Source organism: Nocardiopsis sp. CA-288880, from assembly GCF_050955985.1.
Taxonomy (GTDB): Bacteria; Actinomycetota; Actinomycetes; order Streptosporangiales; family Streptosporangiaceae; genus Nocardiopsis; species Nocardiopsis tropica.
In genome coordinates, this window is the sequence record NZ_CP192105.1 from 37,872 (window position 1) to 62,166 (window position 24,295).

Here is a 24,295-nt window from a genome sequence, read left to right on the forward strand (position 1 = left end):
GCTACTCGATCATCTGTCGTAGACGGTCAGCTGTCTCTCCGGGGCGGAGAGCAGTCACCACCAGGTGCTTCATCAGTGTGCGGTACCGGGCAACTTCGTCGGGCTCTTCCAGGTATAGGCCATCGGTGTCGGTCTCCAGGTACACGATCGAGGGGTCTACGGCGTCGGGGAAGTCCAGCACGACGAACGGGCCACCGGACCCGCTGTTGAGGCGCCGGGCCGGAGTCATCTGAATGGTGATGGACGGCCGCTCACCCAGCTCCAGGAGGTGACGGGCCTGCTCGCGGAGCACGTCCGGGTGGTCGTCCTCCAGACGAAGTAGGGCGGTCTCGTCGAAGATGGCCCACAGCTCCGGCGGATCCTCGTCCAGGATGTGCTGACGGGTCATTCGCGCATCGGCTGAGCGCCGAGCTTCCTCCGGGCGGAGAAGAGCGGCCTCTGCGAGCAGTTCCATGTACTGGGGCACCTGTAGAAGCCCAGGAATCACGACCGGTTCCCAGGTGGAAATGGTCGCGGCCTCCTGCTCGAAGCCGACGTAGCGCGCGGCAAGAACATCCCGGTAGCGGCTCCACCAACCGCGTTCGAGGGACTGACGGCACAGGTTGAGGATCTCGTCATGCTCCTGCCCTGGCGGCACCTCGAAGGCTCGGAGAATCGCGCGGATCTCAGGCAACTTCGGACGCTGGCGAAAGCCGTTCTCGATGTTCGAGTATGCGGTTTTGCTCAGCTCTGAGGCCCGCGCGGCTTCCTCGCTGGTCATTCCAGCGGCCTGTCTCAGACGCAGTAGCTCGGCGGACAGTCGGCGTCGGCGGATCGTCGGTGAGTACCTGGTGGCCATAGTGCTCCGATCGTAGACGGGGCCCTAGTGGAGGCAGACATTTTAGGACACCCGACCCAGGAATACCTAGATTAGGTGACCCGGTCTTGATTTTTAGGAATCCTAATATCAGTATGGAGCCACTCAGTTCTCCGCCGGGCTTCCCACCCGGCATCCTTACCGGAGGTATGCCTTGCGCTACCTGCTTCTCATCCTGTCCACGGTGTGGCTCGTCGCCCGCACCTATGCTCATGTGGTCCGTCGGCGTTCCGGACGTGTCCGCCGGTACGCGGCAAAGCCCCAGGCTCCCCGGCCGCACGTGGTCACCGGCCCGATTCCGATCGTCCGGCCGATCAGCCCGACCGGCGTCTCCTCCCCGACGCCTCCGCCGGAACGTCCGCGTGTGGGCGGCCTCGCACCCGTCGTACCGCTGGACCCCTACCGGCGTCGCGCCCGCCGGGACGCCTCCCGGCGCGGCCTGGTCGTCCTGATCGCCCTGGCCCGGGAGTCCGAGGAGCGGTGGGCGGCAGCATGAGCGCCGTTCGAAGCACCGTGTGCGACCTCCGCGAGCTTCCGACCATGGCGGCGCTCACCGCGTGGGCCACCGCCCACGGGGCGGCCGTCACCTACCTGGGGCCCGACCTGCAGGGGCACGCGGTCTACGCGGCCCGCCGGGGCCCCATCACCCGCGTGGTGGTCGTGCCCGGTCCGGACCCGCACCCCCACCCGCTGACCTGGCACTCGCCACTGGAGACCCTTCCCGCCGACGCCCCGACGAGGGCCGCAGGGGCAGCCGTCCGCGTTCCCGCAGCCCGATCCGGCGGCCCCGGCCCGTCCGGTGACCCCTGCGTCCCGGCCGGGGGCCTGCGCGCCGTGTGGATGGCGGCCGTCCGCGCCGTCTCCGTCCTCTGAGACCGGGCGCGCCCTGAGCGGGGGCCGGGGCGCGCCCTTCCACACCTCCCCCGAGGAGTACGGCGTGGACGGCAGGACCAGATGCGAGAAGACCACCAGCGGCAGTCACGACTACATCCCGGACCCGGCCGACCCCAGATGGCCCGACATCCGCACGCAGACATGCCGCCACTGCGGCGACACCCTCACCCACACCCGCGGGTGACCCCTCACAGGAAGCAGGACACCATGATCGAGACCCTTCCGGAAAGACTCCTCACCCCTGCGGAGGTCGCGAGGCTGTTCCGGGTCGACCCCAAGACGGTCACCCGTTGGGCGGCGGCCGGCCGCCTCAGCAGCGTGCGCACGCCGGGCGGGCACCGCCGGTTCCGCGCGGCGGAGGTCCGCTCGCTCCTCGACGGCGGCGGCCGCAGGTAGAGCCCCGCGCGCCAGGCCGCACCGGGACCGGGCGCGCGGGTCCCACCCCCACCTCCACCCCTGCCCCCACCCTCGGTCCCGCCAGTGCCCCGGCCCCCGCGCCCGAGAACCTCCGTCAGGAGTCCCGGACCTGGTCGGCGCGGACGACGACGGGCGGCTCCACCGACCACGGGAAGTTGATCCACCGGTCGGTGTGCTTCCACACGTACTCGCACTTGATCAGGGACTGCGGCTTCTCGTAGATGACCGCGCTGCGCACCTCGGCGACGTGCTCGGCACAGAAGTCGTGCACGAGCTTGAGGGTCCTGCCCGTGTCGGCCACGTCGTCGGCGACGAGGACCTTCTTGTCGCTCAGGTCCACCAGGTTCGGGACCGGCGGCAGCACGACGGGCATGTCGAGGGTCGTTCCGATCCCGGTGTAGAACTCCACGTTCATCACATGGAGGTTCTTGACGTCGAGCGCGTACCCCAGGCCCCCGGCGACGAAGAGTCCGCCGCGCGCGATCGAGAGGATCATGTCGGGCTCGAAGCCGTCGTCGGCGACGGTGCGGGCCAGGTCGCGCATTGCGGTGCCGAAGAGCTCATAGGTCAGGTTCTCGCGCTCGTCGCTCACGGGCGGACCTCCTCCTTGCGCGGTGGGGTGGTGTGCACCGGTCCATGCTCCCACTGCGGGCGTCCGGGCACGCGGCGCCGCCCCAGGCCAGGCCGGTGGGGGGACCGCGGGCGCGCTGACCGGGCGGCGCGTCCGCCCGGTGACGGGACGGCGCGGCGTTCTCGGGGACGGCACTCCCGGCCACCTGTCCACGCGGAGTGGTGTTCTGGGTCACATTGATGGACGAACGGTCACCGATCAGGGGGCAGAAACCGACGTTTTCTTGATTCTCACCCCTTTGTGGCGAACAGATGGCAACAAACTGCACGATGTGTCTGTACACACCCCTCGGACACAGGAGGTAGAGGCCATGGCCGACGCCCAGGACCTGCTCCCCTCGGAGCAACCGGTACGGCTGCTCGACGAGACCGGGCGCCCGGTGGCCGGGTCGGGCCTGCCGTTCCCCGGGGCGGACCGGCTCCTCGCCGCCTACGCCTCCCTGGTGGTCGGCCGCCGCGTCAACGACCAGGCCGGCGCGCTCGTCCGCCAGGGACGCCTGGCCGTCTACCCCTCGTCGCACGGGCAGGAGGCCTGCCAGACCGGCGCCGCCCTGGCCCTCGCCGAGGGCGACTGGCTCTTCCCGACCTACCGCGACACCGCCGCCGTCGTCGCGCGCGGCGTGGACCCGGTCGAGGTGCTCACCCTCCTCAAGGGCGACTGGCACGCGGGCTACGACCCCTACGAGCACCGCGTCGCCCCGCAGGCCACCCCGCTCGCCACCCAGCTCCTGCACGCCGTCGGCCTCGCCCACGCGGCCCGCCTGCGCGGAGAGGACACCGTCGCCATGGCCATGTGCGGCGACGGCGCCACCAGCGAGGGCGACTTCCACGAGGCGCTCAACTTCGCCGCAGTCTTCAAGGCCCCCGTCGTCTTCTTCGTGCAGAACAACGAGTACGCGATCTCCGTCCCGCTGGCCCGCCAGAGCGCCGCACCCTCCCTCGCCCACAAGGGCGTCGGCTACGGGGTCAACGCCGAGCGCGTCGACGGCAACGACACCCCCGCCGTGCTCGCCGTCCTGGACCGCGCCGTGGTCGCCGCCCGCTCGGGCGAGGGACCCCAGCTCGTCGAGGCGCACACCTACCGCATGCAGGCGCACACCAACGCCGACGACGCCACCCGGTACCGCAGCGACGAGGAGGTCGGCCCGTGGGTCGCCAGGGACCCGCTGCTGCGCATGGAGGCGTACCTGAAGCGCAAGCGCCTGCTCACCAAGGCCCGCCGGACGGAGATCGCCGAACGCGCCGAGGCCGTCGCCGCCGCCATGCGCGAGGGCGTCTCCCGCGACGCCGAGCCGGACCCGTCCGAGCTGTTCGCCCACGTGTTCTCCACCCCCACCCCGCAGCTGCGGGAGCAGGCCGCCTTCCTGGCCGACGAACTCAGCAGAGAGGGCAGCTGACATGGCGACCGACCCCGCGAAGCTCTCCATGGCGCAGGCGCTCAACCGGGCCCTGCGGGACGCCATGGCCGAGGACGGCAGCGTCTACGTCTTCGGCGAGGACGTCGGCCCCCTCGGCGGCGTCTTCCGCATCACCGACGGCCTCACCGCCGAGTTCGGCGGGAACCGCTGCTTCGACACCCCGCTCGCCGAGTCCGGCATCGTCGGCATGGCCGTGGGGATGGCGATGAACGGCATGCGGCCCGTCGTCGAGATGCAGTTCGACGCCTTCGCCTACCCGGCGTTCGAGCAGATCGTCAGCCACGTCGCCAAGACCCGCAACCGCACGCGCGGCCGGGTCGGCCTGCCCATCGTCATCCGGGTCCCCTACGCGGGCGGGATCGGCGGGGTCGAGCACCACTGCGACTCCTCCGAGGCCTACTACGCGCACACACCCGGCCTGACCGTGGTCACCCCCTCCACGCCCCACGACGCCTACCACCTGCTGCGCGAGTCGATCGCCTCCGACGACCCGGTGGTCTTCATGGAGCCGAAGAAGCTCTACTGGGGCAAGGAGGAGGTCGACACGGACGCTCCCCCGCCCGGCATCGGCAGGGCGGTCGTGCGCCGTCCCGGGACCGACGCCACCCTCATCGCCTACGGGCCCGCCGTGTCCACCGCGCTGGAGGCCGCCGAGGCCGCCGCCGGGGAGGGGCGCAGCCTCCAGGTCGTGGACGTGCGGTCGCTCGTCCCCTTCGACGACGAAACGGTGTGCGAGGCGGTCCGCTCCACGGGCCGCGCCGTAGTGGTCGCCGAGGCCAGCGGGTACGCGAGCGTCGCCTCGGAGATCGTCGCCAGGGTGACCGAGCGCTGCTTCCACTCCCTGGCCGCCCCCGTCCGCCGGGTGACCGGCTTCGACATCCCCTTCCCGCCGCCGAAGCTGGAGCGGTTCCAGCTGCCCGGTGTGGACCGCGTCCTCGACGCGGTCGACGACCTCCAGTGGGAGGACCAGTGACGACGCGGACCTTCGAACTCCCCGATCTGGGAGAGGGACTGACCGAGGCCGAGGTGGTGCGCTGGCTCGTCGCCGTCGGCGACACCGTGGCCGTGGACCAGCCGATCGCGGAGGTGGAGACCGCCAAGTCGATCGTGGAGGTCCCCACGCCGTTCGCGGGCACCGTCAGCGTGCTGCACGGCGGGGAGGGCGAGGTGATGGAGGTCGGCAAGCCGCTGATCAGCGTCGACGCCGATGCCCCGGAAGCCTCCGCCGGAGCGGCGGACGCCCCGGCCGCGCGCGGGGCGGCCGCTCCGGGGTCGGCGGAGGGCGAGCGGTACCGGGAGGAGGAGCGCGCCGGGTCCGGCAACGTCCTCATCGGCTACGGCACCCCCGACGACGGGAGGACCGCCGGACGCCGCCGCCGGCCGCGCCAACGCCCGGTCGCGCAACCTGTCGCACGATCTGTCGCACAACCGGTCGCACAACCGGTCGCACGGCCGGTCGGGGGGTCGGTCGCACAACCGGCCGGACCGGCCGCTCCCCCGGCCCCGGCGACCGGCGGGGCCGGGCGGCCCCCGCTGGTGACGTCGCCGCTGGTCCGGCAGATGGCCCGCGAGGCCGGACTGCGGATCTCCGAGGTCGCCGGCAGCGGCCCCGGAGGGCTCATCACCCGGCGCGACGTGGCCGCGGCGATCGAGGCATCCCGTGCCCCGGACCTCGCCGCGGTGACGCCGATCGACCCCGGCCGCCCCGTGGCCACCGTGTCCGCCGCCGGTGCGGGAGAACCGCGCGCGGAGGCGGACGCGCGCACGGGGCTGGCCGAGTCCCGGCGCACGCCCATGAACGGGTTCCGCAAGAGCGTCGCCGCCTCGCTCTCGCGCAGCCGCAGCGAGATCCCCGAGGCCACGGTGTGGGTGGACGTGGACGCGACCGAACTGGTCCGGCTCCGCGCGTCCGACCCCTCGGGGCCGGGACTGCTGTCCTACGTGGCGCGGTTCGTCCTCGCGGGACTGCGCGCCCATCCGGAGCTCAACGGCCTGGTCGACACCGAGCGCGGTGAGCTGGTCCAGTACGACGGCGTCAACCTGGGCCTGGCCGTGCAGACCGACCGGGGCCTGGTCGCCCCGGCCGTGCTCGGCGCGCACCGGCTCACCACGCTGGAGCTGGACGGGGAGATCCGCCGCCTCACCGCCGCCGCCCGCGAGGGGAGGGCGACCCCCGCCGAGATGACCGGCGGCACCTTCACGCTCAACAACTACGGCTCGCTCCGGGTGGACGGCAGCGCCGCCATCATCAACCACCCGCAGGTCGCGATCCTCGGCATCGGCCGGATCATCGACCGGCCGTGGGTGGTGGACGGGGAGCTGACCGTCCGCAAGGTCACGCAGCTGTCGTTCGCCTTCGACCACCGCGTCTGCGACGGCGGTGTCGCGGCGGGGTTCATGCGCGTGGTCGCGGACGCCATGGAGAACCCGGCCGGGGCCATCGCCCGCCTCTAGGCCGTGGTCCGGGCCACACGGGCCCGCCGTGCCCTCCGCTCCGGCGGTCGCGCGGCGGGCCCGTCCGCGGAGCGGGAGCGGTGTCGGCCCCGGGCGTCCGGCGACTGCGGGGCGCGGCGACGCCCCCGGAACCCGGGCGTCAGCGGACCGGGGTGCCCGGCCCGAGCGGGAGGTCGAGCGCCCACCAGCCGAGGAAGAGCAGCGTCCACCCGGCCAGGACCGTGAGGCAGAGCGGCAGGGTGAGCGAGATCAGCGTGCCGATCCCGGCGTCCCGCCGGTAGCGCTGGAGGAGGCCGAGCACCATGACGAAGAAGGGGCTCATGGGGCTGACGACGTTGCTGGCGGAGTCGGAGATCCGGTAGACCGCCTGGGTCGTCTCCGGCGGCACGTCGAGGAACATGAACATGGGGACGAACACCGGCGCGATGAGGGTCCACTGCGCCGAGCCGCTGGTGATGAGCAGGTTGAGCACTGTGGAGAACGCGATCATGCCCAGGAAGAGCAGGATCGGGTGGACGCCCGCCGAGTCCAGCACCTCGGCGCCGCGGATGGCGGCGACCTCCCCGATACCGGTCCAGCCGAAGTAGGCGAGGAACTGCGAGGCCGCGAAGAACAGGACGATCACGGGCGCCATGTCGCGCACGCCGGCCGCCATGGCGTCGGGGACGTCCCCGGCGCGGGGCAGGGTCCCCACGGTACGGCCGTAGACCACGCCCAGGACCAGGAAGAGGATCCCGAGGACGTAGGCGACCCCCGTGACGAGCGGTGAGTCGAGCACTCCCCCGCTCGGGCCCCGGAACGGTGAACCCGTGGGCAGGAGCGCGGCGGCGAGGAGGGCGAGCGCCGCGACCAGGGCCAGGCCCGTGTTGCGCAGGCCGCGCCTCTCGGTGTCGGTGAGGACCATGGAGCCCAGCTCCTCCCGCGCGTCCGGGCAGCCCTCGTCCGCCTCTCCGACGCTTCTGACCAGGACGAACTCGGTCACGAGGGTGATCAGGCCCGCCAGCACCACCGCCGAGGCCGCGGAGAAGTAGTAGTTGTCCAGCGCGGTCACGACGTAGCCGGGGTCCACCAGCCCGGCGGCCTCGGTGGTCAGGGCGGCCAGCAGCGCGTCGGTGGGCGTGATCAGCAGGGACGCGTTGTACCCGGAGGCGACGGCGCCGAAGGCCACGACGATGCCGAGGACGGGGCTGCGCCCCGCGGCGCCGAAGACCAGCCCGCCGAGGGGGATGAGCACCACGAAGGCGGCGTCGGAGGCGACGCTCCCGGTGACGCCGGTCAGGGCGAGGGCGAAGGTCAGCCACCGGTCCGGGACCCGGGTGACGCTGCCGCGCAGCATCGCGCCGAGCAGCCCGGCCGCCTCGGCGACCGACACCCCGAGCATGACGACGAGGATGACCGCCAGCGGCGGGAAGGCCGCGAAGTTGGCCACCGCGTCCGCGAACACCACCCGGGCGCCCTCGGCGGAGAGCAGGCTCCGCACTTGGACGGCTTCCCCGTCGACCGGGGAGACGGCCGAGACGCCGAGGGCGCTCAGGAGCGCGCTGAGCACGACCACGATCCCGGCCATGACCGTGAACAGCCAGAAGGGGTGGGGGAGCCTGTTCCCCACCCGTTCCACGAACGCGAGCACGCCCAGGAGCAGGCGCACGGGCGCCCGGGGGGTGGTGGAAGCGGTCCTGGTCACCCTGCTCCTCCGGCTCGCCTGCCGTGCGGGACGCGGCGCCGGCGGCCCGGGATCCCCGGGCGCGGAACGCGGCGCCGACGAACAGCGTAGCCACTGAGGGTGACCGAATGTGTTCGGAGGGTTCGATGGGGGGCGGGTCGGGGCCGTTCCGGGCGGCCGGCCCGGGAGACCCGGGACGCCTCCCCGGCGGCCCTTGTTACGATCGGGGCCGTGAGCGCCGCGAGGCGATCGGCGAACGGGGACCGGGGCGGCCCGCACCGCACGGCCCGGGACGGAGGCGGCCGTGGCGGACGAGCGGTGGACCGTCGACTTCTGGCTCGACCCCTCCTGCCCCCTGACCCGCACCACCGCCCGGTGGATCACCTCGCTCGCCGGGGACGTGCCCCTCGACGTCCGCTGGCACGTGATGAGCCTGTTCCTGCTCAACGAGCACCGCGAGGTGGACCCCGAGGGCGATGAGGAGGGCTACCTCCGGATCCCCGCGCGCGTCGCCACCGCCGTCCGGGCGGAGCACGGGAGCGCCGCGCTCGGCGCCTTCCACGAGGCCCTCTGGACCGACCCCGACGGCACACAGCGGGAGTGGGCGGGCGACCTCGGCGAGGCCCTGCGCCGCTGCGGGCTCCCCGACGATCTCGCCTCCGCCGGGTGGGAGGACGGGTACGACGCCGCGATGCGCGCGTCCCACGAGGACGGGGTCGGCCGCGTCGACGCCGAGATCGGCACGCCGGTCCTCGCCGTCACCGCGCCCGACGGCGAGCTGCCCGCCTTCTTCGGGCCGGTCCTCTCCGAGTTCCCGGAGCCGGCCGACGCCCTCCGGCTGTGGCGGGCCGCCCTCCTGCTCGCGGGCGTCCCGGGCTTCCGCGAGATCAAGCGCTGACGCCGTCACGCGCCTGCCGACCTGTCGACATGTCGACATGCCGCCCCGCCGACCGACCGGCACGCCGCCCTCCCGGGCGACGTGCCGACCGGTCCGAGCCGGGCCCTACTCCCCCTCGCCCTTGGCGACCAAGGTGAGCACGTCGTACGTCGCGACGGGCTCGTCGTCCTGGTTCGTGACCACGGCGTCCCAGCGCACCTCGCCGTAGTCGGCGTTCGAGCGCGGGGTGATCTGCTTGGCGGTCAGCGTCACCCGGATGGTGGCGCCCTCCTTCACCGGGGTGAGGAAGCGCAGGTTGTCCACCCCGAAGTTGGCCAGCACGGGGCCCGGCGCCGGGTCGACGAACAGGCCCGCCGCGAGCGAGACCACCAGGTAGCCGTGCGCCACGATCCCGCCGAACAGCGGGTTGGCCGCCGCGGCCTCCTCGTCGGTGTGCGCGTAGAACGTGTCACCGGTGAACTCGGCGAAGTGGTCGATGTCGGCGCGGGTGACGGTGCGCTCCGCCGAGGCGATCGTGTCGCCGATCCGCAGCCGCGTCAGGTCCTTGCGGAACGGGTGCACGTCCCCGACCGTCCGCCGAGAACCGGTGGTCCAGTGGCCGGTGATCGCGGTGACCATGTCCGGCGGGGCCTGGATCGCGGTGCGCTGCATGTGGTGCTTGACGCCGCGCACGCCGCCCAGCTCCTCGCCGCCGCCCGCGCGACCGGGTCCGCCGTGCACCAGGACGGGCAGCGGCGAGCCGTGGCCCGTGGACTCCTTGGCGTCGTCCCGGTTGAGGACCAGGATCCGGCCGTGCCACGGGGCCAGGCCGAGGACGACCTCGCGCGCGACGTCCGGGTCGTTGGTGACGAGGGAGCCCACCAGGCTGCCCCGGCCGCGTGCGGCCAGCTCCACCGCGTCGGCCACGCCGGAGTAGGTGATCACGGTGCTGACCGGGCCGAACGCCTCCACGTCGTGCGGTTCCGCGGCCCCCGGCTCGGCGCGCAGCAGGACCGGTGACATGAACGCCCCTGCTTCGGCGTCGGCCCCGGCGACCTCGACGCTGTCGGGGTCGCCGAAGACGACCGTGCTGGAGGAGCGCAGCGCCTTGACCGCCTTGCGGACCTCCTCGCGCTGGTCGAGCGAGGCCAGCGGCCCCATGCGGGCGCCGGGGTCGTCGGCCGCGCCCACGACCACCTTGGACAGGCGGTCGACCAGGGCCCCGGTGACGGCGTCCGCCATCGCCTCGGGCACGATCACCCGGCGGATGGCCGTGCACTTCTGGCCGGCCTTGACGGTCATCTCGGTGACGACCTGCTTGACGTACAGGTCGAACTCGGGGTCCTCCGGCGTCACGTCCGGACCGAGGATCGAGCAGTTGAGCGAGTCGGCCTCGACGTTGAGCTGCACGCCGCCGGAGACGACGTTGGGGTGGCTGCGCAGGGTCGCGCCGGTCGCCGCGGAGCCGGTGAAGCCGACGATGTCCTGCGCGCCCAGGTGGTCGAGCACGCCGCGCGCGCTGCCCGCGAGGAACTGGAGCGAGCCCTCGGGGAGGAGCCCGGACCCGACCATGCGGCGCACGACCGCGGCCGTGAGGTAGGCGGTCTGGCTGGCGGGCTTGACGATGGTCGGCATGCCCGCGAGGAACGCGGGGGCGAACTTCTCCAGCATGCCCCACACGGGGAAGTTGAAGGCGTTGATCTGCACGGCCACGCCCGGACGCGAGGTGTACACGTGCTGGCCGACGAAGGTGCCCTGCCGCCCCAGCTGTTCCAGGGGCCCGTCCAGGATGACCGTCGAGTCGGGCAGCTCGCGCCGGCCCTTGCCGGAGTAGCTGAAGAGGGTGCCGAAGCCGCCGTCGACGTCGACCACGGTGTCGCGCTTGTTGGCGCCGGTCCGGTGCGAGAGCGCGTAGAACTCGTCCTTGTGCTCGGTGAGGTGCTTGGCGAGCTCCTTGAGGATGATCGCGCGCCGGTGGAAGGTCAGCCGCCGCAGGGCGGGGCCGCCGACGCGGCGGGCGTGGTCGACCATCCCGGCGACGTCGAGGCCGGCGGCCGAGATGCGGGCGACGGTCTCCCCCGTGTTCGCGTCGGCCAGGGGCACGCCCTCGTCCGCGGGGGCGAACCACGATCCCTGCGCGTAGCTCTCCAGTACTTCGGACACGTGACGGTCCTCTCCTCGGGCTGTGGGTCTTCCGGAACAGTATTACAGACCGATCGTTCAGTAAATAGGAACCGGGAGGGGTCATTCGTCCTCCACCAGGGGTTTCACGCATCTCCGCCGCAGGTCGGACCCCTGCTTCGGGCGAAGTGGAAGCCCACCCGCTCCCCCGGCCCCGGGCGTCCCACCCGCCCCGGTCGCGGACCGGCACGAACCCCGCGCCGTCCCCGGCCCGGAACGGCTCCGGTCGGGGTCCGAACCCGGGCGTTGCACGCCGAAACGACACGTCGATTTGTCGACATTTCCCACGGGGCGCGGGACGGCCCCCGACCCCCCTGTAACATCCGGCCCCCGCCGGACAGAAAAGGGTGACACCGCACGGAAGGAAGCCGATGACCAGAGACAGGGACGACGGGGAGTCCGCCGAAGGGCAGTTCACCCGGTTCTTCGAGCGGCACTACGACGACGTCCGCCGCTACGCCCTCCGCCGTCTCGGCCCGGACCACGCCGACGACGTCGCCTCCGAGACCTTCGGCGTCGCCTGGCGCAGGTTCGACCACCTGCCCAAGGACCAGCCGCTCCCCTGGCTGTACGGGGTGGCGCGCAACGTGGTCCGTGCCCGGTCGCGCAGCGGGGGCCGGCGCGCCGAGGTGTCCCTCCCCTTCGGGGAGGCTTCCGCGCTGGTGCCGGCGGAACCGGACACCACCCGCCGGGTCGAGGAACGCGACGAGGCGCTCCGCGCCCTCGGCCGCCTGAGCGACAAGGACCGCGAACTCGTGATGCTCCTCGCCTGGGAGGGCCTGGAGCTGGCGGAGGCCGCCAGGGTCCTGGGCTGCACCACGGCCACCGCGCGGGTGCGCCTCTTCCGCGCCCGCCGCCGGATCGAGGGGCTCCTCGACCAGCCCCCCGCTCCGACCCACAGCCCGACCGCCCTGAGAGTCCCCGTGGAGGAAGCATGAGCCGCACCGACACCGAAGCCGTCCGCGAGCTCCTCGCCGCGCACGACCCCGCCGCATCCGTCCGCTCCGACCCCGCGCGCCGCGCACTCTCCCGGAACCAGGCGTTCGCCTCCGGCCACCGCCACCGGCGCGTGTACCGCCTCGTCCCCCGGCGTCCCGTGTTCCGGGTCGCCCTGGGCGCCGTCGCCGCCCTCGCGGCGGTGGCCGTGGTCGTGCCGTTCGCGTTCGGCTCGGCGCAGCCCGCCTACGCCGGGCCGCCGCCCGCGCCGCTGGAGGTCCCCCTGACCGACCTGGAGCCCGGGAGCGAACGGCTGCTCGCCCTGGCCGAGGCCGCCGAGGGGCAGCCCGCTCCCCCGAGGCCCGGGGACGTCGCCTACGTGCGCACCTCCCAGTGGACCCTCACCTACTCGCAGGACCTGGACACGGCCGAGGAGGGGTGGGGCGTCCTCCCCGTGCGGGACGAGGTGTGGCGGACCCCCCACGAGTCCGGCCTGCAGATCGAGACCCCGAGCGTCCCCGACCACCTGGGCGGCGATCTGAACCCGGTCCAGCGCCTGTTCGAGGACGGGCCCACCGAGTGGGAGTGGGGCGGCGGCGAGGGCGGGGACGGCATGTTCTTCTCCCTGGAGCCCGGCTCCCTCTCCACCGACCCCGGGGTGCTGGCCGACCAGTTGCACGGGGCGGGCTCGGACCTCGCCGACACCGGGTCCGGGGCGAGGCTCTTCTACGCCCTCCAGCAGCTGTACGGGGAGGCGCCGGTGGAGCCCGGGGTGCAGGCCGCGGTGCTCCGCGTCCTCGCCGAGGAGGACGACGTGATGTTCGCCGGGACCGCGCGTGACCGCGAGGGCCGGGAGGGCCTGCTGTTCGTCGTCGAGGAGAGCGAGGGGGGCGGGACCCTCCTGGAGCGGCGGATCATGTTCGACGAGGGGACGGGGCAGCCGCTCTACCACGAGACCCTCACCGTGGAGTCGCCGTCCGAGCCGGACGCGGATCTGCCCCGGGTGAACAACTACACGGTTCTCGTGGAGTCCGCGTGGGTCCCGGAGGTCGGCGACACGCCGTGACCCCCGGCGGGGGCGGGGCCGCACACCCGGCCGCGCCCCCGCCCCGCTCCGGACGGTCCCGAACACGGCAGGGGCGCGGTCCCGAACCTGCTGCGGCCCGGTACGGAACCCGGGCGCCGGACGCCGAAACGACTCGTCGCCATGTCGACATTTCGAGCGGAACGCCTGGCCGGGGCACGGCCGGGCCGCATTGCCCGCGAGCCGGCAGGTCGCCGTATCGCCGTGTCGACACACGGCGTCGGCGGTCACCTCGTGAGGGCGAGCACCTCGGCGCCCCGGAGCCCGGCGAGCACCTTGCCCGGCACCAGGAGCTTGGAGCGGCGCAGGCCGCTGCCGACGACCACCTCGGCCGCGGCCGCGACGGCCTCGTCCACCAGGACCGGCCACCCCTCGGGCAGGCCGAGCGGGGTGATGCCGCCGTACTCCATGCCGGTCAGCCCGGTCGCCTCGTCCATGGGGGCGAACGACGTCTTGCGGGCGCCCAGGTGGCGGCGCACGACCCCGTTGACGTCGGCGCGCCGGTCGGCGGGCACCATGCACGCCGCGTAGGACAGCTCGCCACCGCGCTTGGCGGCGACGACCACGCAGTTCGCGCTGGTCCCCAGGGGCATCCCGTACGCCTCGCAGAACTCCGCGGTGTCGGCGAGACCCGGGTCGATCTCCGCCACGCGGACCTCACCGGCCCCCCGGACGGCGTCGAGGACGGGAGCGGCCAGCAGGTCGGGGCGCTCGTCGGCGGGCGCCCAGTGCAGTTCGGCGGACATGACACACCTCAGGTCGTCGGATGGCGGACAGGGACAGGTTAGCGAGCCCGCCGCCCCCCGCCAGGGCCGGCAGCCCGGACCGGGATCCTGGATTCGCCCGTGGTGGCGCGCGCCGGCCCCCGCCCGGGCCGACGGACCGGCGCGGGCGGGAGGGATCAGGCCGGAGGACCGCCGCGACGGCGTCCCCGGGAGCCGTCCGGCCCGGAGACGGCGCCCAGCGCCAGTTCCGCGAGCCCCTCGGCCCGGTAGCCGGGCCAGCCGTGGACAGCCTCCAGGTACTCCGCCGGGATCGCCGAGGCGCCCCAGCGGGCGCCGAGCAGGGCCCCGGCGATCGCCGCCACGGTGTCGGTGTCGTTGCCCGCCCGGACCGCGGCCCGCACCGCGGGCACGAACCCGTCGGGCTCGCCCACCACCGCCGACCAGGCCGCCTGGAGCGCGCTCACCACGAAACCGTTGTTCCCGAAGAAGTGCGGCGGGTGCTCCTCGGCCTCGTCCAGCCAGGCGGACCACCGGCCGCGCCGGTCCCGCGGCAGCAGCTCCAGGCCGCCGCGGACCCCGGCCGTGTCGCCGTGGACGACCGCGTGCCGCACGCCCTCGCACCACAGCACGCACGCCTCGGAGGCCAGCGGGTCCCCGTGGGTGAGCCTGCTGTACCTGTCGGCGGCGACCGCCAGACCGTCCGGGTCGTCCAGGTAGGCCAGGGCGAGCGGGCCCGTCCGCATCAGGGACCCGTTCCCGGCGCTGCGGACCCCCTCCTCGAAGCGCTGGGCCGAGAACCGCGCCATCACCTCGGCGACCCGGGGCGTCCCGAAGGCGTGACCCGATCCCCGCATCACCACGCTGGTCTGGTTGCCGATGTCGGAGGCGCCGTCGCGCGCCCAGTCCAGGAAGGCGTCTGCGGTACGGCACAGCGCCTCGTCCGACAGGGGGTCCGCGTGGTCGCGCAGGGTGAGGGCGATGCACACCGCCATCTGGGTGTCGTCGGAGTACTCCCCCGGCGCGTACGGCCCGAGCCCGCCGCCCACCATCCGGGGGACGTGGTCCGCGGCCAGGGCCGGGCCGAATTCGTAGGGCACCCCCAGGGCGTCGCCGCAGGCCGCGCCGAGGAGGACGCCGACGGCGCGGTCGTCCGCGCTTCCGGGAGGGGGCAGGTTCACGGGGGCCTCGCAACGTTTCGGTACCGGGGGGACTGCGACTCGACCCTATCCACAGGAACTGTCCGCATCCGGCCCGGACGGGGACGAAACGTGATGGTGCGTAGCCGTAGAATCCGTCCCATGGAGACCCCCACTCCCGATCCCCTCTCCGGCCGCACACTGCACGGGCGCTACGTCCTGGGCGCCCGTGTCCGCAGCGGCGCCTCGGGGACCGTCTACGCAGCGCAGGACCTCCGTGAGGAGCGGGCCGTCGCGGTCACCGTCCTCCACCCGTGGCTGGTGGGGAACCACGGGGCGGTGCACGCCTTCCTGGGGCGGGCGCAGACCCTGGAGTCGGTCGCCCACCCCGGTCTGGCGCGGGTCCTGGCCCACGGGCGCGACGAGGCGTACGTGTACGCGGTCGCCGAATACCTGCGGGGGGAGACCCTCGCCGAGGTACTGGGGGACGGCGAGACGCTGCGGTACTCGCCGCACATGGCCCTGTCGATCGCCGCCGACGTGCTGGCCGCCCTCGACGCAGCCCATCGATTGGGCGTCGTGCACGGTGAGATCGCCCCCGACAAGGTCGTGATGGACGACGGCGGACGGGCGCGGGTCACCGGTTTCCCGTTGCTGTTCGACGCCGCCGAGGACGCCGGGCCCGACAGCCGCACCGACGTGCGCGACGTCGGCGTGCTGCTCCACAGGCTGATGACCGGCGACTCCGCCGTGGCGGACGAGGCACGGCCCCTCCGGCCCTCGGCCGCGCTCCCCGACCTCCCGCCCGACCTGGACATGCTGGTCGCCAACGCGACCGACCCGAACCCGCGCTACCGGCCGCGCGACGCGGGACAGTACCTGACCCTGGTCGAGCAGGTGATGCGGTCGCTCCCCCGCACCGACCGCGACCGCGAGGGCGACACCCGTCCGATCCCGGTCGTCACGGACCTCCCGGTCGAGAGCGCGGCGGGCGCGGACGGGGACGGCCGGAGCGGCGCCGTTCCGCGGTGGCGCCGCCCACCGGTGCTCGTCGCCGCGGGGGTGCTGGTCCTCGCGCTGTTCGCGGCCGGCTGGGCCCTCGTCCCCGAGGGCGGCGCCGCCCTCCCCGACGTCCTGGGCAGCGACCCGGAGGCGGCCGAGGCGCGGTTGGCGGCGCTCGACCTGGAGCTGGTCGTCGCGTTCGACGAGACCTACAGCGACACCGAGGCGGTCGGGTCCGTCGCCGACACCACCCCGGAGGCGGGCGCCGAGCTGGAGCGGGGCGACGAGGTCATGCTCTGGCTCTCCGCGGGGCCGCAGTTCGCCGAGGTCCCCGACGTGGTCGGCGGTACCGAGAACGAGGCGCGCGACGCCCTGCGCACGGCCGGGTTCACCCACATCGAGGTGGTCCAGGAGCACTCCTCCGAGGAGGCGCCCGGGACGGTCCTGTCGACGGTCCCGGCGACGGGTGAGGAGGGCGACCGGTCCGACGCGGTGACCGTCCACGTCAGCGAGGGGGTCATCGTCCCGACGCTGCTCGGCATGGGCCGGGAGGAGGCGGGCGAGGCCCTCACCGGGCTGGGGCTGGTGTTCGAGGTCGCCGAGGCGCACCACGCCACGGCGCCGGAGGGCGAGGTCGCGGGCCAGACGCCCGAACCCGGCACCATCCTCCCCGAGGAGGGCGTCGTCACCCTCACGGTCTCCCTCGGGCCGGAGCCCGAGGACGAGGAGACCGAGGAGGACGAGGCCGGGGAACCCGGCGAGGGCTCCCCCTCCGACGACGGCGGCGGTCGCGGTGAAGGCGGCCGGGGGGACGGCGGCCGGGACGGCGGGGACCGGGGGGGCGACGGCTGGGGCGACTCCGGCGCCGCCTCCTGCGCGGTCGGCGCCTGGGACGGCGGCGTCGTCTACGACACCGGGGACCAGGTCAACTACCGGGGCCGCGTGTACGAGGCGCGCTGGTGGATCCAGGGGGTCCCGCCGACCATGGGCGAGGAGTGGGGGGTCTGGGAGGACCGGGGCTCCTGCTGACCGGTCCCGCGCACCGTCCCGCCCCGGCCCTGCCGGTCAGGGGGCGGAGGTGAAGTCCGCGAGGTGGTCGCGCACCCACTCGCGGTAGGTCCGCGGGGGGCGGCCGGTCGCCTCCCGCACCCCGTCGCCGACCGGCTCGGGGACGACGGCCAGCCCGGCCCAGTGGGCGAGGGCCTCGTCCGCGTAGTCCTGGTCGCCCATGGCCCGCGCCACCTCCTCCCGGGCCTCCTCCAGGGGCTGCTCCTCCCAGCGCACGGGGACGCCCGTCTCCTCGCCGATGATCCTGACCTGGTCGGACTGGGTGAGGGACTCGGGGCCGGTGATGTCGTAGCTCCTGCCCGTGTGCCCGTCGTCGAGCAGGGCGCGCACGGCGGCGGCCGCCACGTCCTTCTCGTGGACGAGGGAGCGGGAGGCGCCGCCGTAGGGCGCGCGGACGACGCCGCCGGACACCTGGCCGGCCCACATCAGGGTGTTGGTGGCGAGGCCGGTCACGCGCAGGAAGGTCCACTCGTCGGTGACCGACCGGACCGCGGCCTCGACCCGCCCCCAGACGCCGTTCTCCTCCGCCGGGCGGTCGTCGCGGACCTGCGAGGCGGAGAGGTGGACGATCCGTCGTGCGTGTCGGGCGAGGGCGGCCACGGTCTCCTCCACGCCGTCCCCCTCGAACCCGGGCCAGAGCAGGTAGGCGCCGCCCGTCCCCTCGGCGGCCGAGGCGACGGCCTCCGGGTCGGTGATGTCGCCGCGGACGACCTCGACCTCCTCCGGGAGGCGGGCCGTCTCGGGGTTGCGCACCAGTGCCCGGACCGGGACGCCCTCCGCGATCAGCCCCGCCACGACGTGGCGTCCTGTGGCCCCCGTGGCCCCCGTGACCAGAATCGGCCGGTCCATGGTGTCTCCCTCTGCGCGGTGCGGTCGGGCGCCGGTCGGCTGCCCGCGTCCCACACTCATGCCTCAACTAATGTTGAGGTCAAGCTCGCGCCGGCCCCGGTCCCCCGACCGCCCGCGCCCCGGGCCGCCGGCTACCCCCGGGCGTCCTCGCCCCGGGCGTCCTCGCCCCGGGCGAGCCGGCCGAAGTGCCCCACCGCCGCGCCCAGGGCGAAGTGCGCCGCCTGGTGCTCGGTCATCGGCACCACGCCGGCGGGGACGGTCACCCGGAACGGGAACTCGTCCTCCGGTCGGATGCGGAAGTCGTCGATGACCCCCTGGGACAGCAGCATGGTCAGCGCCTCGCGTATCTGCCCGCTGCGGTTGTCCGACGCCCAGATCGACATGCCCCCACACTAGCCCCCGGAACCCTGCGAGGACCCCGGATCCCTTTACCCGTAGGGCTTCCCGTTCCTCGAGCCCGGCCGGAAACCACGCGCGGGGCGGCACGCGGACCGGGTCCGCGGGACGTCCGCGCGGGTCACGGGCACAGTGCTCCGGAAGGGGCCCGGACACGGGTGTGGGCGGACCGCGCAACGGTCCGCCCACACCCGGAGCACGGGCACGACCCCCGTGGTGCCCGTGCTCACCGGCCACCGCCGCCGCCTGTCGTCCCCCGACGGCGGACGCGGCGGCCGGAGCTCATCGCCCCGGGACCCGGTCCTCTGCCGTTCAGTCCCGCGCGGGCAGCCGGGCCTCGCCCGCGAGCACGTTCGAGGTCAGCCGCCGCAGTGCGAGCCTCGTCGCCTCGAACTCCTCCTCGGGAAGGTCGATGACGGCGCCGATCGCCTCCGGGATCCCCTCGGCCCGGGCCCGCAGTTCCGCGCCCTCCGCTGTAAGGGTGACGCGGACCGAGCGCTCGTCGCGCGGGTCCCTCACGCGGTCGAGCAGCCCCCTGGCCTCCAGCCGCTTGAGCAGCGGGGTGAGCGTGCCGTAGTCCAGCTGGAGCACGGCGCCGATCTCCTTGACGGAGCACTCCCCGCGCTCCCACAGCAGCATCATCACGAGGTACTGGGGATAGGTCAGCCCCAACGGCTCCAGCAGGGGCCGGTAGAGGTTGGTGACCGCGCGAGAAGCCGCGTACAGCGCGAAGCACATCTGCTCGTCGACGGGAGGAAGAGGGAAGTCGCCCGCGGGGGCGGGGGAACGGTCAGGCATCGGCAACATCGTAGTTACCTCCTACCCGATGTCAAAGCCCGCGATTGCCTTGCGGGCGAGGAAGTTCGGGACGGAGTACCCCGGCCCGCCGGGGCACGGCCCCCTCGGCACGCGGGACCGCGGCACGGAGCGCCCCGTCCACACGCCGGACCCCCTACCGGCGCGGCGCCTGGTGGGGCAGCCTGCGCTTGACCACCTTGCCGGTGGCGTTGCGCGGCAGCTCGTCCAGCACCACCACGTCACGGGGGACCGAGAACCGGCCCAGCACGGACCGCACATGCATCCGCACCTTGTTCGGGTCCACCTCGACGCCCTCGTACGGGACCACGAACGCCGCGAACCTCTGCCCGAACTCCTCGTCCGGCACACCCGTCACCACGACCTCGCGCACCCCGGGGAGCGTCACGATCGCCTCCTCCACCGGCCGAGGGAACACGTTCTCCCCGCCGGAGACGATCATGTCGTCGTCCCGTCCCGCCACGTGCAGCAGCCCGTTCGCGTCCACGTGCCCCCGGTCGCCGGTCTCCATCAGGCCGTTCGCGAGCTCCTTGCTCCGCCCGTTCGTGTACCCGTCGAACAGCATGTCGTTGCCGACGTGGATCGACCCCTCCGTCCCGTCGGGGACCTCGGAGCCCTGCGCGTCCAGGACCGCGATCCGCGTCCCCAGGGGCGGCCGCCCAGCCGTCGTCGGCGAGAGCCGCATGTCCTCCGGTGTCGCGATCGTCGCCCAGGACACCTCCGTGGACCCGTACAGGTTGTAGAGCACGTCCCCGAACTCGTCCATGAAGGCGGTGATCAGCTTCGGGCTCATCGCGGAACCGCTGCACGCCACGATCCGCAGCGAGGAGGTGTCGTACCCGGCACGCGTCTCCCGCGGCAGGTCCATGATCCGCCGCAGCATCACCGGCACCGCGAACAGCACCGTGCACCGCTGCTCCTGGACCGTCCGCAGCACGTCCTCGGGCTCGAACAGCCGCCGCATCACCAGCGTGGCCCGCATCGACATGCCCAGCTGCACCCCGGCCAGGCCCCACGTGTGGAAGACCGGTGCCGAGACCAGGATGCGGTCCGACGAGCGCAGCGGGATGCGGGACAGCACCGACGCCGCGTCCTGCGGGCCCTTCGGCGTGGGCCGCCGCGCCCCCTTGGGGGCGCCCGTCGTCCCCGAGGTCAGCACGATCAGCCTGCCCGGCCGCTCCGGCGGTCCCGGCTCCGCGCCTGTGCCCTCCCGCGCCTCCCACGGCACCGCCGGCCCCGGACCCGACGGCTCGCCCCACGCCGTCACCCGTGCCACCTCGGGAGGAAGCCCGGCGTACAGGGGCTCGAACTCGGTGTCCGCCACGAGCACCGCGACCTCGTTGTCCGCCACGGCCGCCGACAGCTGACCGGCGGACAGCCCCGTGTTCAGCAGGACGGTGTCCGCGCCGAGACGGCCGCAGGCCGCCATCGTCTGCACGAAGGCACTGTGGTTGCGGCACAGCAGACCCACGCGCGTCCCCTGGACCACACCCGCCCCGTGCAGCTCACGGGCCAACTGCCGGGCGCGCAGATCCATCTCACCGAAGGTCGTCGGCCCGCGCTCGTCGATGACGGCCACGGCGCCCGGGGCGCGCTCGTTCGCCGCCGCGTACCCGCCGGCGATCGTGGCGCCCCACGTGCGCAGGGCCCGGAGCTGGCGGACGATCCGATCGGGGCGGCCGGCGCTGAGCACACCGGCGCGGACCAGGACACGCGCCGTCCCGAGGGTTCGACGCAGTCGTGAAGAGGTGGGCGGTACGGCGGTGGGCGCCATGGTGTCTCCGGGAGGGCGACGGGGACGGGCGAAGCGTTCCGCGCCTCACCGGGGAGCCTTCGCCGCGTGACTCCCCGGAAGTACTGCGACCGTAGGCGACGAACCCCCCGCGTTTCTGCGCACCCGGGTGAGTCCCCGCCCCCGGTTCCTTGTCACCGGGGTGCGAACCGTGCCGCCCGTCCGGTGGAGCGGTCCCGCCCTCCCGCGTGTCCGGCGACGCGGGAGGGAGCGCGGGCGGAGGGGCCGCCGCGCACAGCGCGACGGCCCCCGGCCGACATGTCGGCCTAACGCCCCGGCGCCCGGTCGGGCGGCCGGGCCGCCGCCCGGCTCAGCCGGACACGGTGATCGGCGCGGCGGGATCGTCGGCGTTCGTCACCAGGTAGGTGGCGGTGAAGTCGGACGTCGTCGCGCTGGTCGGGCAGCCGAAGCCGCCCTCCACCTCGACCGGGGCCGTCGTGTCGAACGCCAGCGTCGACGCCGGGCTCCCGTTCGTCCACGTGCCGCCCACGGGGGCCGGGGCGTCCGGGCTGACGGTGGCGGTGCACGAGGCGAGGCCCCTGGTGGTCACGACGATGCCGCCCGCGGGCACCACCATCGTGCCGACCGAGGGGGCCCCGAACTGCATGGTCATCTCCCAGACGGGATCGGCGACGGCCACGGTGGCGCTCACCAGGGGCACGTTGGTGGAGCAGTTGCCGAAGTCCGGGGAGTTGATGGGGCCGGAGACGGCTCCGTTCGGGTTGTGGTTGCCCGGGGCGGCCGGGACCAGGTTGTTGCCACCGCCGGGAGAGGTGGACGACACCTGGCAGGTCACCACGACGGTGCCCGCCGTGAAGGTCGCGGTGCCGTCCAGGACCGCCTCGAAGGCGGCCCCCGCGGGGTCGACGGTGGTGGAGGCCTGCTGGGCGGCGAGGGCGCCGCCGCTCCAGGACAGGGCCAGGACCCCCGCCGCCGCGACGGCGACGGCCGTGCGGGAGCGGGAGGGGAAGGGTCGGGGTCTCGGTCGCGGAACCGACATGGGTACTCCTCGTGTGTGACGGCCGGCGGGCGCGCGGGGGCTCCGACCGGCGGGAACTGGGGGTACGCGCCGACTCGGTAGACATGGCTTTCCTGGTGGACCGGGGAGCCCGTGAGGGCTCCCCGGGGGTGCGTGGCCCGCTCAGGCCGCCACGGGGATCACTGGTCGGGGGCGGGGCGGGGAGGGGCCGGGGCGTCGCCGGGGGCGGGTTCCCGGCCGGGAGGCTCCCCCGCCGGAACGGTCGCCGCTGTCGGCGAGTGCCGCCCGCGGCGGCGCCTCCTGCGGGGAGGCCGCGCCACGGGCCGCCAGGCGAACGCCAGACCGCCGCCGGCCAGAGCGAGCAGTGTGCCGACCACCAGACCCCCCAGGTTGGACAGGACCAGGGCGCCCAACCCGAGGAATCCGGCCAGCGCGCCCGTGACGACGTGCTGGTTGGGGGTGAACCATGTGACCAGGCCGAGGACGGCGAGCATCCCGCCGAACATCAGCGAGGAGACCCCGCCGACACCGGTCTGGATCATCAGCTCCACCGGCATCGCGACGAGAGACGCCATGACGGTGCCGGAGAGGATCATGAGGAGCCCGCCGGTGAAGGGGCGCCGCTTGCGCCAGCCGCGCCAGGAGGCCCCCAGCCCGCGCAACGACCTCAGAAGCACTCGCTCTCCCCGAGGCTGAGGCCGAGGCTCAGGCCGGAGAGGCGGAAGGTCCCGGCGCTGGCGGCCCTCGCCGTCTGTTCCAGGTCCTGCACGACGATCACGTCGGACTGCATGCCGAACAGGTCGTTGAAGCCCTGCGCACCGGACGGCCCCTTGTCGAGGGTGCCCGCGTCGCGCCCGATCTCGATGTTCTCGAACTCGGCGTTGCCGTCCATCTGGGACATGTCGATGACCAGGTTCTCCGCCTGGACGGGCGTGCCCTGGTCCCCGGCGGTGAGTTCGAGGGAGATCGTCCCGATGAGGGGGAACTCGGTGAGGACCGACTGGCACAGCCCGTCGATCTCGGCGCTCTCGATACCGGCGACGGCGACGGGGACGGCCTCCTCGCGCACGGTCTGGTCCAGCCAGCCGTACTGGACGAAGCCCTCGCCGCGGAGTTCGTCGGCCGAGATCTTGAATTCCTGGCCCGAGACCGTGAACGAGGCCGCGAGCGCGCCCTGGGCCATGGCGACGAGGATCCCGCCCACGGCGACGCCGGCCGGGACGGAGAAGAGGGCGAAGCGCTTCCAGCTGGTGTGGCTCTCGGGGGTCCTCGCGGACGCGTCGGCCACGTCGGGGGATGCGGTGTCCATGCGTGTCCTTCCGGGTGAACGGCCGCGCTGCGCCTGCCGTCCCCCCGAACATCCGGCACGCGGCCTGGCCGTGCGCCCCCGGGCGGGGCGGCTCCGGACCAGTTTCCCTGACGCTGCACATCATGTATCGGCGTCGAGGGGATTTCAAGGGTCCGGAGGAAAATTATCCGCCGTTTCTCACGATTCACCGGAATGATCTTGCCTTGTCCCGTCGGTGCTGTGACGTGGGGCAACGCGGGAATTGCCGAGGTTGGAGGCGGGAGGCAATTCGTGTGTTCCACTGCGGAGTGAATCGGCTTCCGGGAGAGGGTGGTCCCGTTTCTTGTCATTTCGGTGAGTGCGTTCCGGGGTGCGGTTCGTCAGCCGGGTGAGTGGACGGGCCGCGCGCGGGGCCCGGCGGCACGGGCCGACGGGCCCGGGGTGAGCCGGCGCGGAGGGGAGGGCGGTCCCCGCCGTTCCCACGCGCGCGTGCGCGCGCGGGAAGAGCGTGCACCCGTTTCCCGGGTGCGCGACGGATCCCGCGGCCGTGCTGTGAGTGGCGACACAGGTCGTTCGGTTTGCCGCGTGCCGTGGCGGGGGGTAATGTTCTCCGAGTCGCCACGGGACGGCGAGCGGGCCTCAGGGCCGGCTCGGAACCGGGCCGGGTTCGGCGGCACAATCTCTTCTCTGGGTCACGCGGTTCGAGCACTGCTCCCCGGCCATGTAAACTCAGGGAGTCGCTTCAAAAGCCCAGTCCATTCGGACAAAAGCAGACGAAGCAAACGGGCTTTACCCCGATCAGAACCACCACAAACCGCCGATTTGGCGGGGCGC

24 protein-coding genes are annotated in these 24,295 nt (G+C 73.7%); 11 read left to right on the top strand and 13 right to left on the bottom strand.

Features of this window, described 5'->3' with window-relative positions:
- Position 1: 1 nt before the first annotated feature.
- Positions 2 to 838, bottom strand: a complete 837-nt coding sequence (locus tag ACQPYD_RS00145) for a helix-turn-helix domain-containing protein (protein ID WP_433699245.1) — start codon at positions 836 to 838, stop codon at positions 2 to 4.
- A gap of 382 nt (positions 839 to 1,220) precedes the next feature.
- Here ACQPYD_RS00145 and ACQPYD_RS00150 point away from each other — a divergent pair, with 382 nt between their 5' ends.
- The 4 genes from ACQPYD_RS00150 to ACQPYD_RS00165 all read left to right on the top strand — a co-directional run bounded on the left by ACQPYD_RS00150 (position 1,221) and on the right by ACQPYD_RS00165 (position 2,146).
- A complete protein-coding gene (locus tag ACQPYD_RS00150; RefSeq protein WP_433699246.1) occupies positions 1,221 to 1,352 on the top strand; it encodes a hypothetical protein in 132 nt (43 codons plus the stop codon).
- Positions 1,349 to 1,729 carry a hypothetical protein gene (locus ACQPYD_RS00155; protein WP_433699247.1) on the top strand — a complete coding sequence of 127 codons (381 nt, stop codon included), beginning with the start codon at positions 1,349 to 1,351 and terminating at the stop codon, positions 1,727 to 1,729. Before ACQPYD_RS00150 ends, ACQPYD_RS00155 begins: the two co-directional genes overlap by 4 nt.
- 64 nt (positions 1,730 to 1,793) lie before the next feature.
- The gene (locus ACQPYD_RS00160; RefSeq protein ID WP_433699248.1) at positions 1,794 to 1,934 is read left to right on the top strand and encodes a hypothetical protein; all 141 of its coding nucleotides are present in this window, start codon (positions 1,794 to 1,796) and stop codon (positions 1,932 to 1,934) included.
- Positions 1,935 to 1,957: 23 nt separating this feature from the next.
- The gene (locus tag ACQPYD_RS00165) at positions 1,958 to 2,146 is read left to right on the top strand and encodes a BldC family transcriptional regulator (protein ID WP_433699249.1); all 189 of its coding nucleotides are present in this window, start codon (positions 1,958 to 1,960) and stop codon (positions 2,144 to 2,146) included.
- A 115-nt stretch (positions 2,147 to 2,261) separates the two neighbouring features.
- On the opposite strand, the gene ACQPYD_RS00170 is transcribed toward ACQPYD_RS00165, so the two are convergent.
- Entirely contained in the window at positions 2,262 to 2,759 is a 498-nt protein-coding gene (locus tag ACQPYD_RS00170) for a phosphoribosyltransferase (RefSeq protein WP_433699250.1), read from the bottom strand.
- Between the two features lie 349 nt (positions 2,760 to 3,108).
- On the opposite strand from ACQPYD_RS00170, the gene pdhA reads away from it, so the two are divergent.
- From pdhA to ACQPYD_RS00185, 3 genes are read left to right on the top strand one after another with little or no spacing between them, the layout of a single operon-like run.
- Positions 3,109 to 4,194 (top strand): pyruvate dehydrogenase (acetyl-transferring) E1 component subunit alpha, encoded by a 1,086-nt coding sequence (pdhA, locus tag ACQPYD_RS00175; RefSeq protein ID WP_433699251.1) that lies wholly within the window; start codon positions 3,109 to 3,111, stop codon positions 4,192 to 4,194.
- A gap of 1 nt (position 4,195) precedes the next feature.
- Positions 4,196 to 5,188 (top strand): alpha-ketoacid dehydrogenase subunit beta, encoded by a 993-nt coding sequence (locus tag ACQPYD_RS00180; protein WP_433699252.1) that lies wholly within the window; start codon positions 4,196 to 4,198, stop codon positions 5,186 to 5,188.
- Positions 5,185 to 6,669: a dihydrolipoamide acetyltransferase family protein gene (locus tag ACQPYD_RS00185; RefSeq protein ID WP_433699253.1), complete on the top strand. Its 1,485-nt coding sequence runs from the start codon at positions 5,185 to 5,187 to the stop codon at positions 6,667 to 6,669. The genes ACQPYD_RS00180 and ACQPYD_RS00185 overlap by 4 nt, the downstream gene beginning before the upstream one ends.
- Positions 6,670 to 6,808: 139 nt before the next feature.
- On the opposite strand, the gene ACQPYD_RS00190 is transcribed toward ACQPYD_RS00185, so the two are convergent.
- Complete coding sequence (locus ACQPYD_RS00190) at positions 6,809 to 8,317, bottom strand: AbgT family transporter (RefSeq protein ID WP_433702204.1); 1,509 nt, start codon at positions 8,315 to 8,317, stop codon at positions 6,809 to 6,811.
- A gap of 319 nt (positions 8,318 to 8,636) precedes the next feature.
- Between ACQPYD_RS00190 and ACQPYD_RS00195 the strand changes: the two genes are divergently transcribed.
- Complete coding sequence (locus tag ACQPYD_RS00195) at positions 8,637 to 9,230, top strand: mycothiol-dependent nitroreductase Rv2466c family protein (protein WP_433699254.1); 594 nt, start codon at positions 8,637 to 8,639, stop codon at positions 9,228 to 9,230.
- Positions 9,231 to 9,335: 105 nt separating this feature from the next.
- On the opposite strand, the gene paaZ is transcribed toward ACQPYD_RS00195, so the two are convergent.
- Positions 9,336 to 11,372 (bottom strand): phenylacetic acid degradation bifunctional protein PaaZ, encoded by a 2,037-nt coding sequence (gene paaZ, locus ACQPYD_RS00200; protein WP_433699255.1) that lies wholly within the window; start codon positions 11,370 to 11,372, stop codon positions 9,336 to 9,338.
- Between the two features lie 389 nt (positions 11,373 to 11,761).
- On the opposite strand from paaZ, the gene ACQPYD_RS00205 reads away from it, so the two are divergent.
- Both ACQPYD_RS00205 and ACQPYD_RS00210 read left to right on the top strand, forming a co-directional pair.
- Positions 11,762 to 12,328, top strand: a complete 567-nt coding sequence (locus ACQPYD_RS00205) for an RNA polymerase sigma factor (RefSeq protein WP_433699256.1) — start codon at positions 11,762 to 11,764, stop codon at positions 12,326 to 12,328.
- The gene (locus ACQPYD_RS00210; protein ID WP_433699257.1) at positions 12,325 to 13,392 is read left to right on the top strand and encodes a CU044_5270 family protein; all 1,068 of its coding nucleotides are present in this window, start codon (positions 12,325 to 12,327) and stop codon (positions 13,390 to 13,392) included. The genes ACQPYD_RS00205 and ACQPYD_RS00210 overlap by 4 nt, the downstream gene beginning before the upstream one ends.
- 245 nt (positions 13,393 to 13,637) lie before the next feature.
- Here ACQPYD_RS00210 and ACQPYD_RS00215 read toward each other — a convergent pair whose 3' ends face one another.
- Both ACQPYD_RS00215 and ACQPYD_RS00220 read right to left on the bottom strand, forming a co-directional pair.
- The gene (locus tag ACQPYD_RS00215) at positions 13,638 to 14,156 is read right to left on the bottom strand and encodes a YbaK/EbsC family protein (RefSeq protein WP_433699258.1); all 519 of its coding nucleotides are present in this window, start codon (positions 14,154 to 14,156) and stop codon (positions 13,638 to 13,640) included.
- Between the two features lie 155 nt (positions 14,157 to 14,311).
- A complete protein-coding gene (locus ACQPYD_RS00220) occupies positions 14,312 to 15,313 on the bottom strand; it encodes an ADP-ribosylglycohydrolase family protein (protein ID WP_433699259.1) in 1,002 nt (333 codons plus the stop codon).
- Positions 15,314 to 15,433: 120 nt separating this feature from the next.
- Here ACQPYD_RS00220 and ACQPYD_RS00225 point away from each other — a divergent pair, with 120 nt between their 5' ends.
- Positions 15,434 to 17,302, top strand: a complete 1,869-nt coding sequence (locus ACQPYD_RS00225) for a PASTA domain-containing protein (RefSeq protein ID WP_433699260.1) — start codon at positions 15,434 to 15,436, stop codon at positions 17,300 to 17,302.
- 36 nt (positions 17,303 to 17,338) lie between these two features.
- Here ACQPYD_RS00225 and ACQPYD_RS00230 read toward each other — a convergent pair whose 3' ends face one another.
- The 7 genes from ACQPYD_RS00230 to ACQPYD_RS00260 all read right to left on the bottom strand — a co-directional run bounded on the left by ACQPYD_RS00230 (position 17,339) and on the right by ACQPYD_RS00260 (position 23,482).
- A complete protein-coding gene (locus ACQPYD_RS00230; protein ID WP_433699261.1) occupies positions 17,339 to 18,190 on the bottom strand; it encodes an SDR family oxidoreductase in 852 nt (283 codons plus the stop codon).
- Between the two features lie 131 nt (positions 18,191 to 18,321).
- Positions 18,322 to 18,573, bottom strand: a complete 252-nt coding sequence (locus ACQPYD_RS00235; protein WP_433699262.1) for a hypothetical protein — start codon at positions 18,571 to 18,573, stop codon at positions 18,322 to 18,324.
- Between the two features lie 325 nt (positions 18,574 to 18,898).
- Positions 18,899 to 19,384, bottom strand: a complete 486-nt coding sequence (locus ACQPYD_RS00240) for a MarR family winged helix-turn-helix transcriptional regulator (protein WP_433699263.1) — start codon at positions 19,382 to 19,384, stop codon at positions 18,899 to 18,901.
- A 154-nt stretch (positions 19,385 to 19,538) separates the two neighbouring features.
- The gene (locus tag ACQPYD_RS00245; RefSeq protein WP_433699264.1) at positions 19,539 to 21,176 is read right to left on the bottom strand and encodes an AMP-binding protein; all 1,638 of its coding nucleotides are present in this window, start codon (positions 21,174 to 21,176) and stop codon (positions 19,539 to 19,541) included.
- Between the two features lie 328 nt (positions 21,177 to 21,504).
- Complete coding sequence (locus ACQPYD_RS00250) at positions 21,505 to 22,194, bottom strand: hypothetical protein (RefSeq protein ID WP_433699265.1); 690 nt, start codon at positions 22,192 to 22,194, stop codon at positions 21,505 to 21,507.
- Between the two features lie 158 nt (positions 22,195 to 22,352).
- A complete protein-coding gene (locus ACQPYD_RS00255) occupies positions 22,353 to 22,850 on the bottom strand; it encodes a DUF6114 domain-containing protein (RefSeq protein WP_433699266.1) in 498 nt (165 codons plus the stop codon).
- Complete coding sequence (locus ACQPYD_RS00260) at positions 22,841 to 23,482, bottom strand: DUF6230 family protein (protein ID WP_267947403.1); 642 nt, start codon at positions 23,480 to 23,482, stop codon at positions 22,841 to 22,843. Before ACQPYD_RS00260 ends, ACQPYD_RS00255 begins: the two co-directional genes overlap by 10 nt.
- Positions 23,483 to 24,295: the final 813 nt, after the last annotated feature.

Coding starts and splice junctions, on each gene's coding strand:
- ACQPYD_RS00145 (WP_433699245.1), bottom strand. CDS start 838: ATGGCCACCAGGTACTCACCGACGATCCGCCGACGCCGACTGTCCGCC.
- ACQPYD_RS00155 (WP_433699247.1), top strand. CDS start 1,349: ATGAGCGCCGTTCGAAGCACCGTGTGCGACCTCCGCGAGCTTCCGACC.
- ACQPYD_RS00165 (WP_433699249.1), top strand. CDS start 1,958: ATGATCGAGACCCTTCCGGAAAGACTCCTCACCCCTGCGGAGGTCGCG.
- pdhA (WP_433699251.1), top strand. CDS start 3,109: ATGGCCGACGCCCAGGACCTGCTCCCCTCGGAGCAACCGGTACGGCTG.
- ACQPYD_RS00180 (WP_433699252.1), top strand. CDS start 4,196: ATGGCGACCGACCCCGCGAAGCTCTCCATGGCGCAGGCGCTCAACCGG.
- ACQPYD_RS00205 (WP_433699256.1), top strand. CDS start 11,762: ATGACCAGAGACAGGGACGACGGGGAGTCCGCCGAAGGGCAGTTCACC.
- ACQPYD_RS00210 (WP_433699257.1), top strand. CDS start 12,325: ATGAGCCGCACCGACACCGAAGCCGTCCGCGAGCTCCTCGCCGCGCAC.
- ACQPYD_RS00215 (WP_433699258.1), bottom strand. CDS start 14,156: ATGTCCGCCGAACTGCACTGGGCGCCCGCCGACGAGCGCCCCGACCTG.
- ACQPYD_RS00225 (WP_433699260.1), top strand. CDS start 15,434: ATGGAGACCCCCACTCCCGATCCCCTCTCCGGCCGCACACTGCACGGG.
- ACQPYD_RS00230 (WP_433699261.1), bottom strand. CDS start 18,190: ATGGACCGGCCGATTCTGGTCACGGGGGCCACGGGGGCCACAGGACGC.
- ACQPYD_RS00235 (WP_433699262.1), bottom strand. CDS start 18,573: ATGTCGATCTGGGCGTCGGACAACCGCAGCGGGCAGATACGCGAGGCG.
- ACQPYD_RS00240 (WP_433699263.1), bottom strand. CDS start 19,384: ATGCCTGACCGTTCCCCCGCCCCCGCGGGCGACTTCCCTCTTCCTCCC.
- ACQPYD_RS00245 (WP_433699264.1), bottom strand. CDS start 21,176: ATGGCGCCCACCGCCGTACCGCCCACCTCTTCACGACTGCGTCGAACC.
- ACQPYD_RS00250 (WP_433699265.1), bottom strand. CDS start 22,194: ATGTCGGTTCCGCGACCGAGACCCCGACCCTTCCCCTCCCGCTCCCGC.
- ACQPYD_RS00260 (WP_267947403.1), bottom strand. CDS start 23,482: ATGGACACCGCATCCCCCGACGTGGCCGACGCGTCCGCGAGGACCCCC.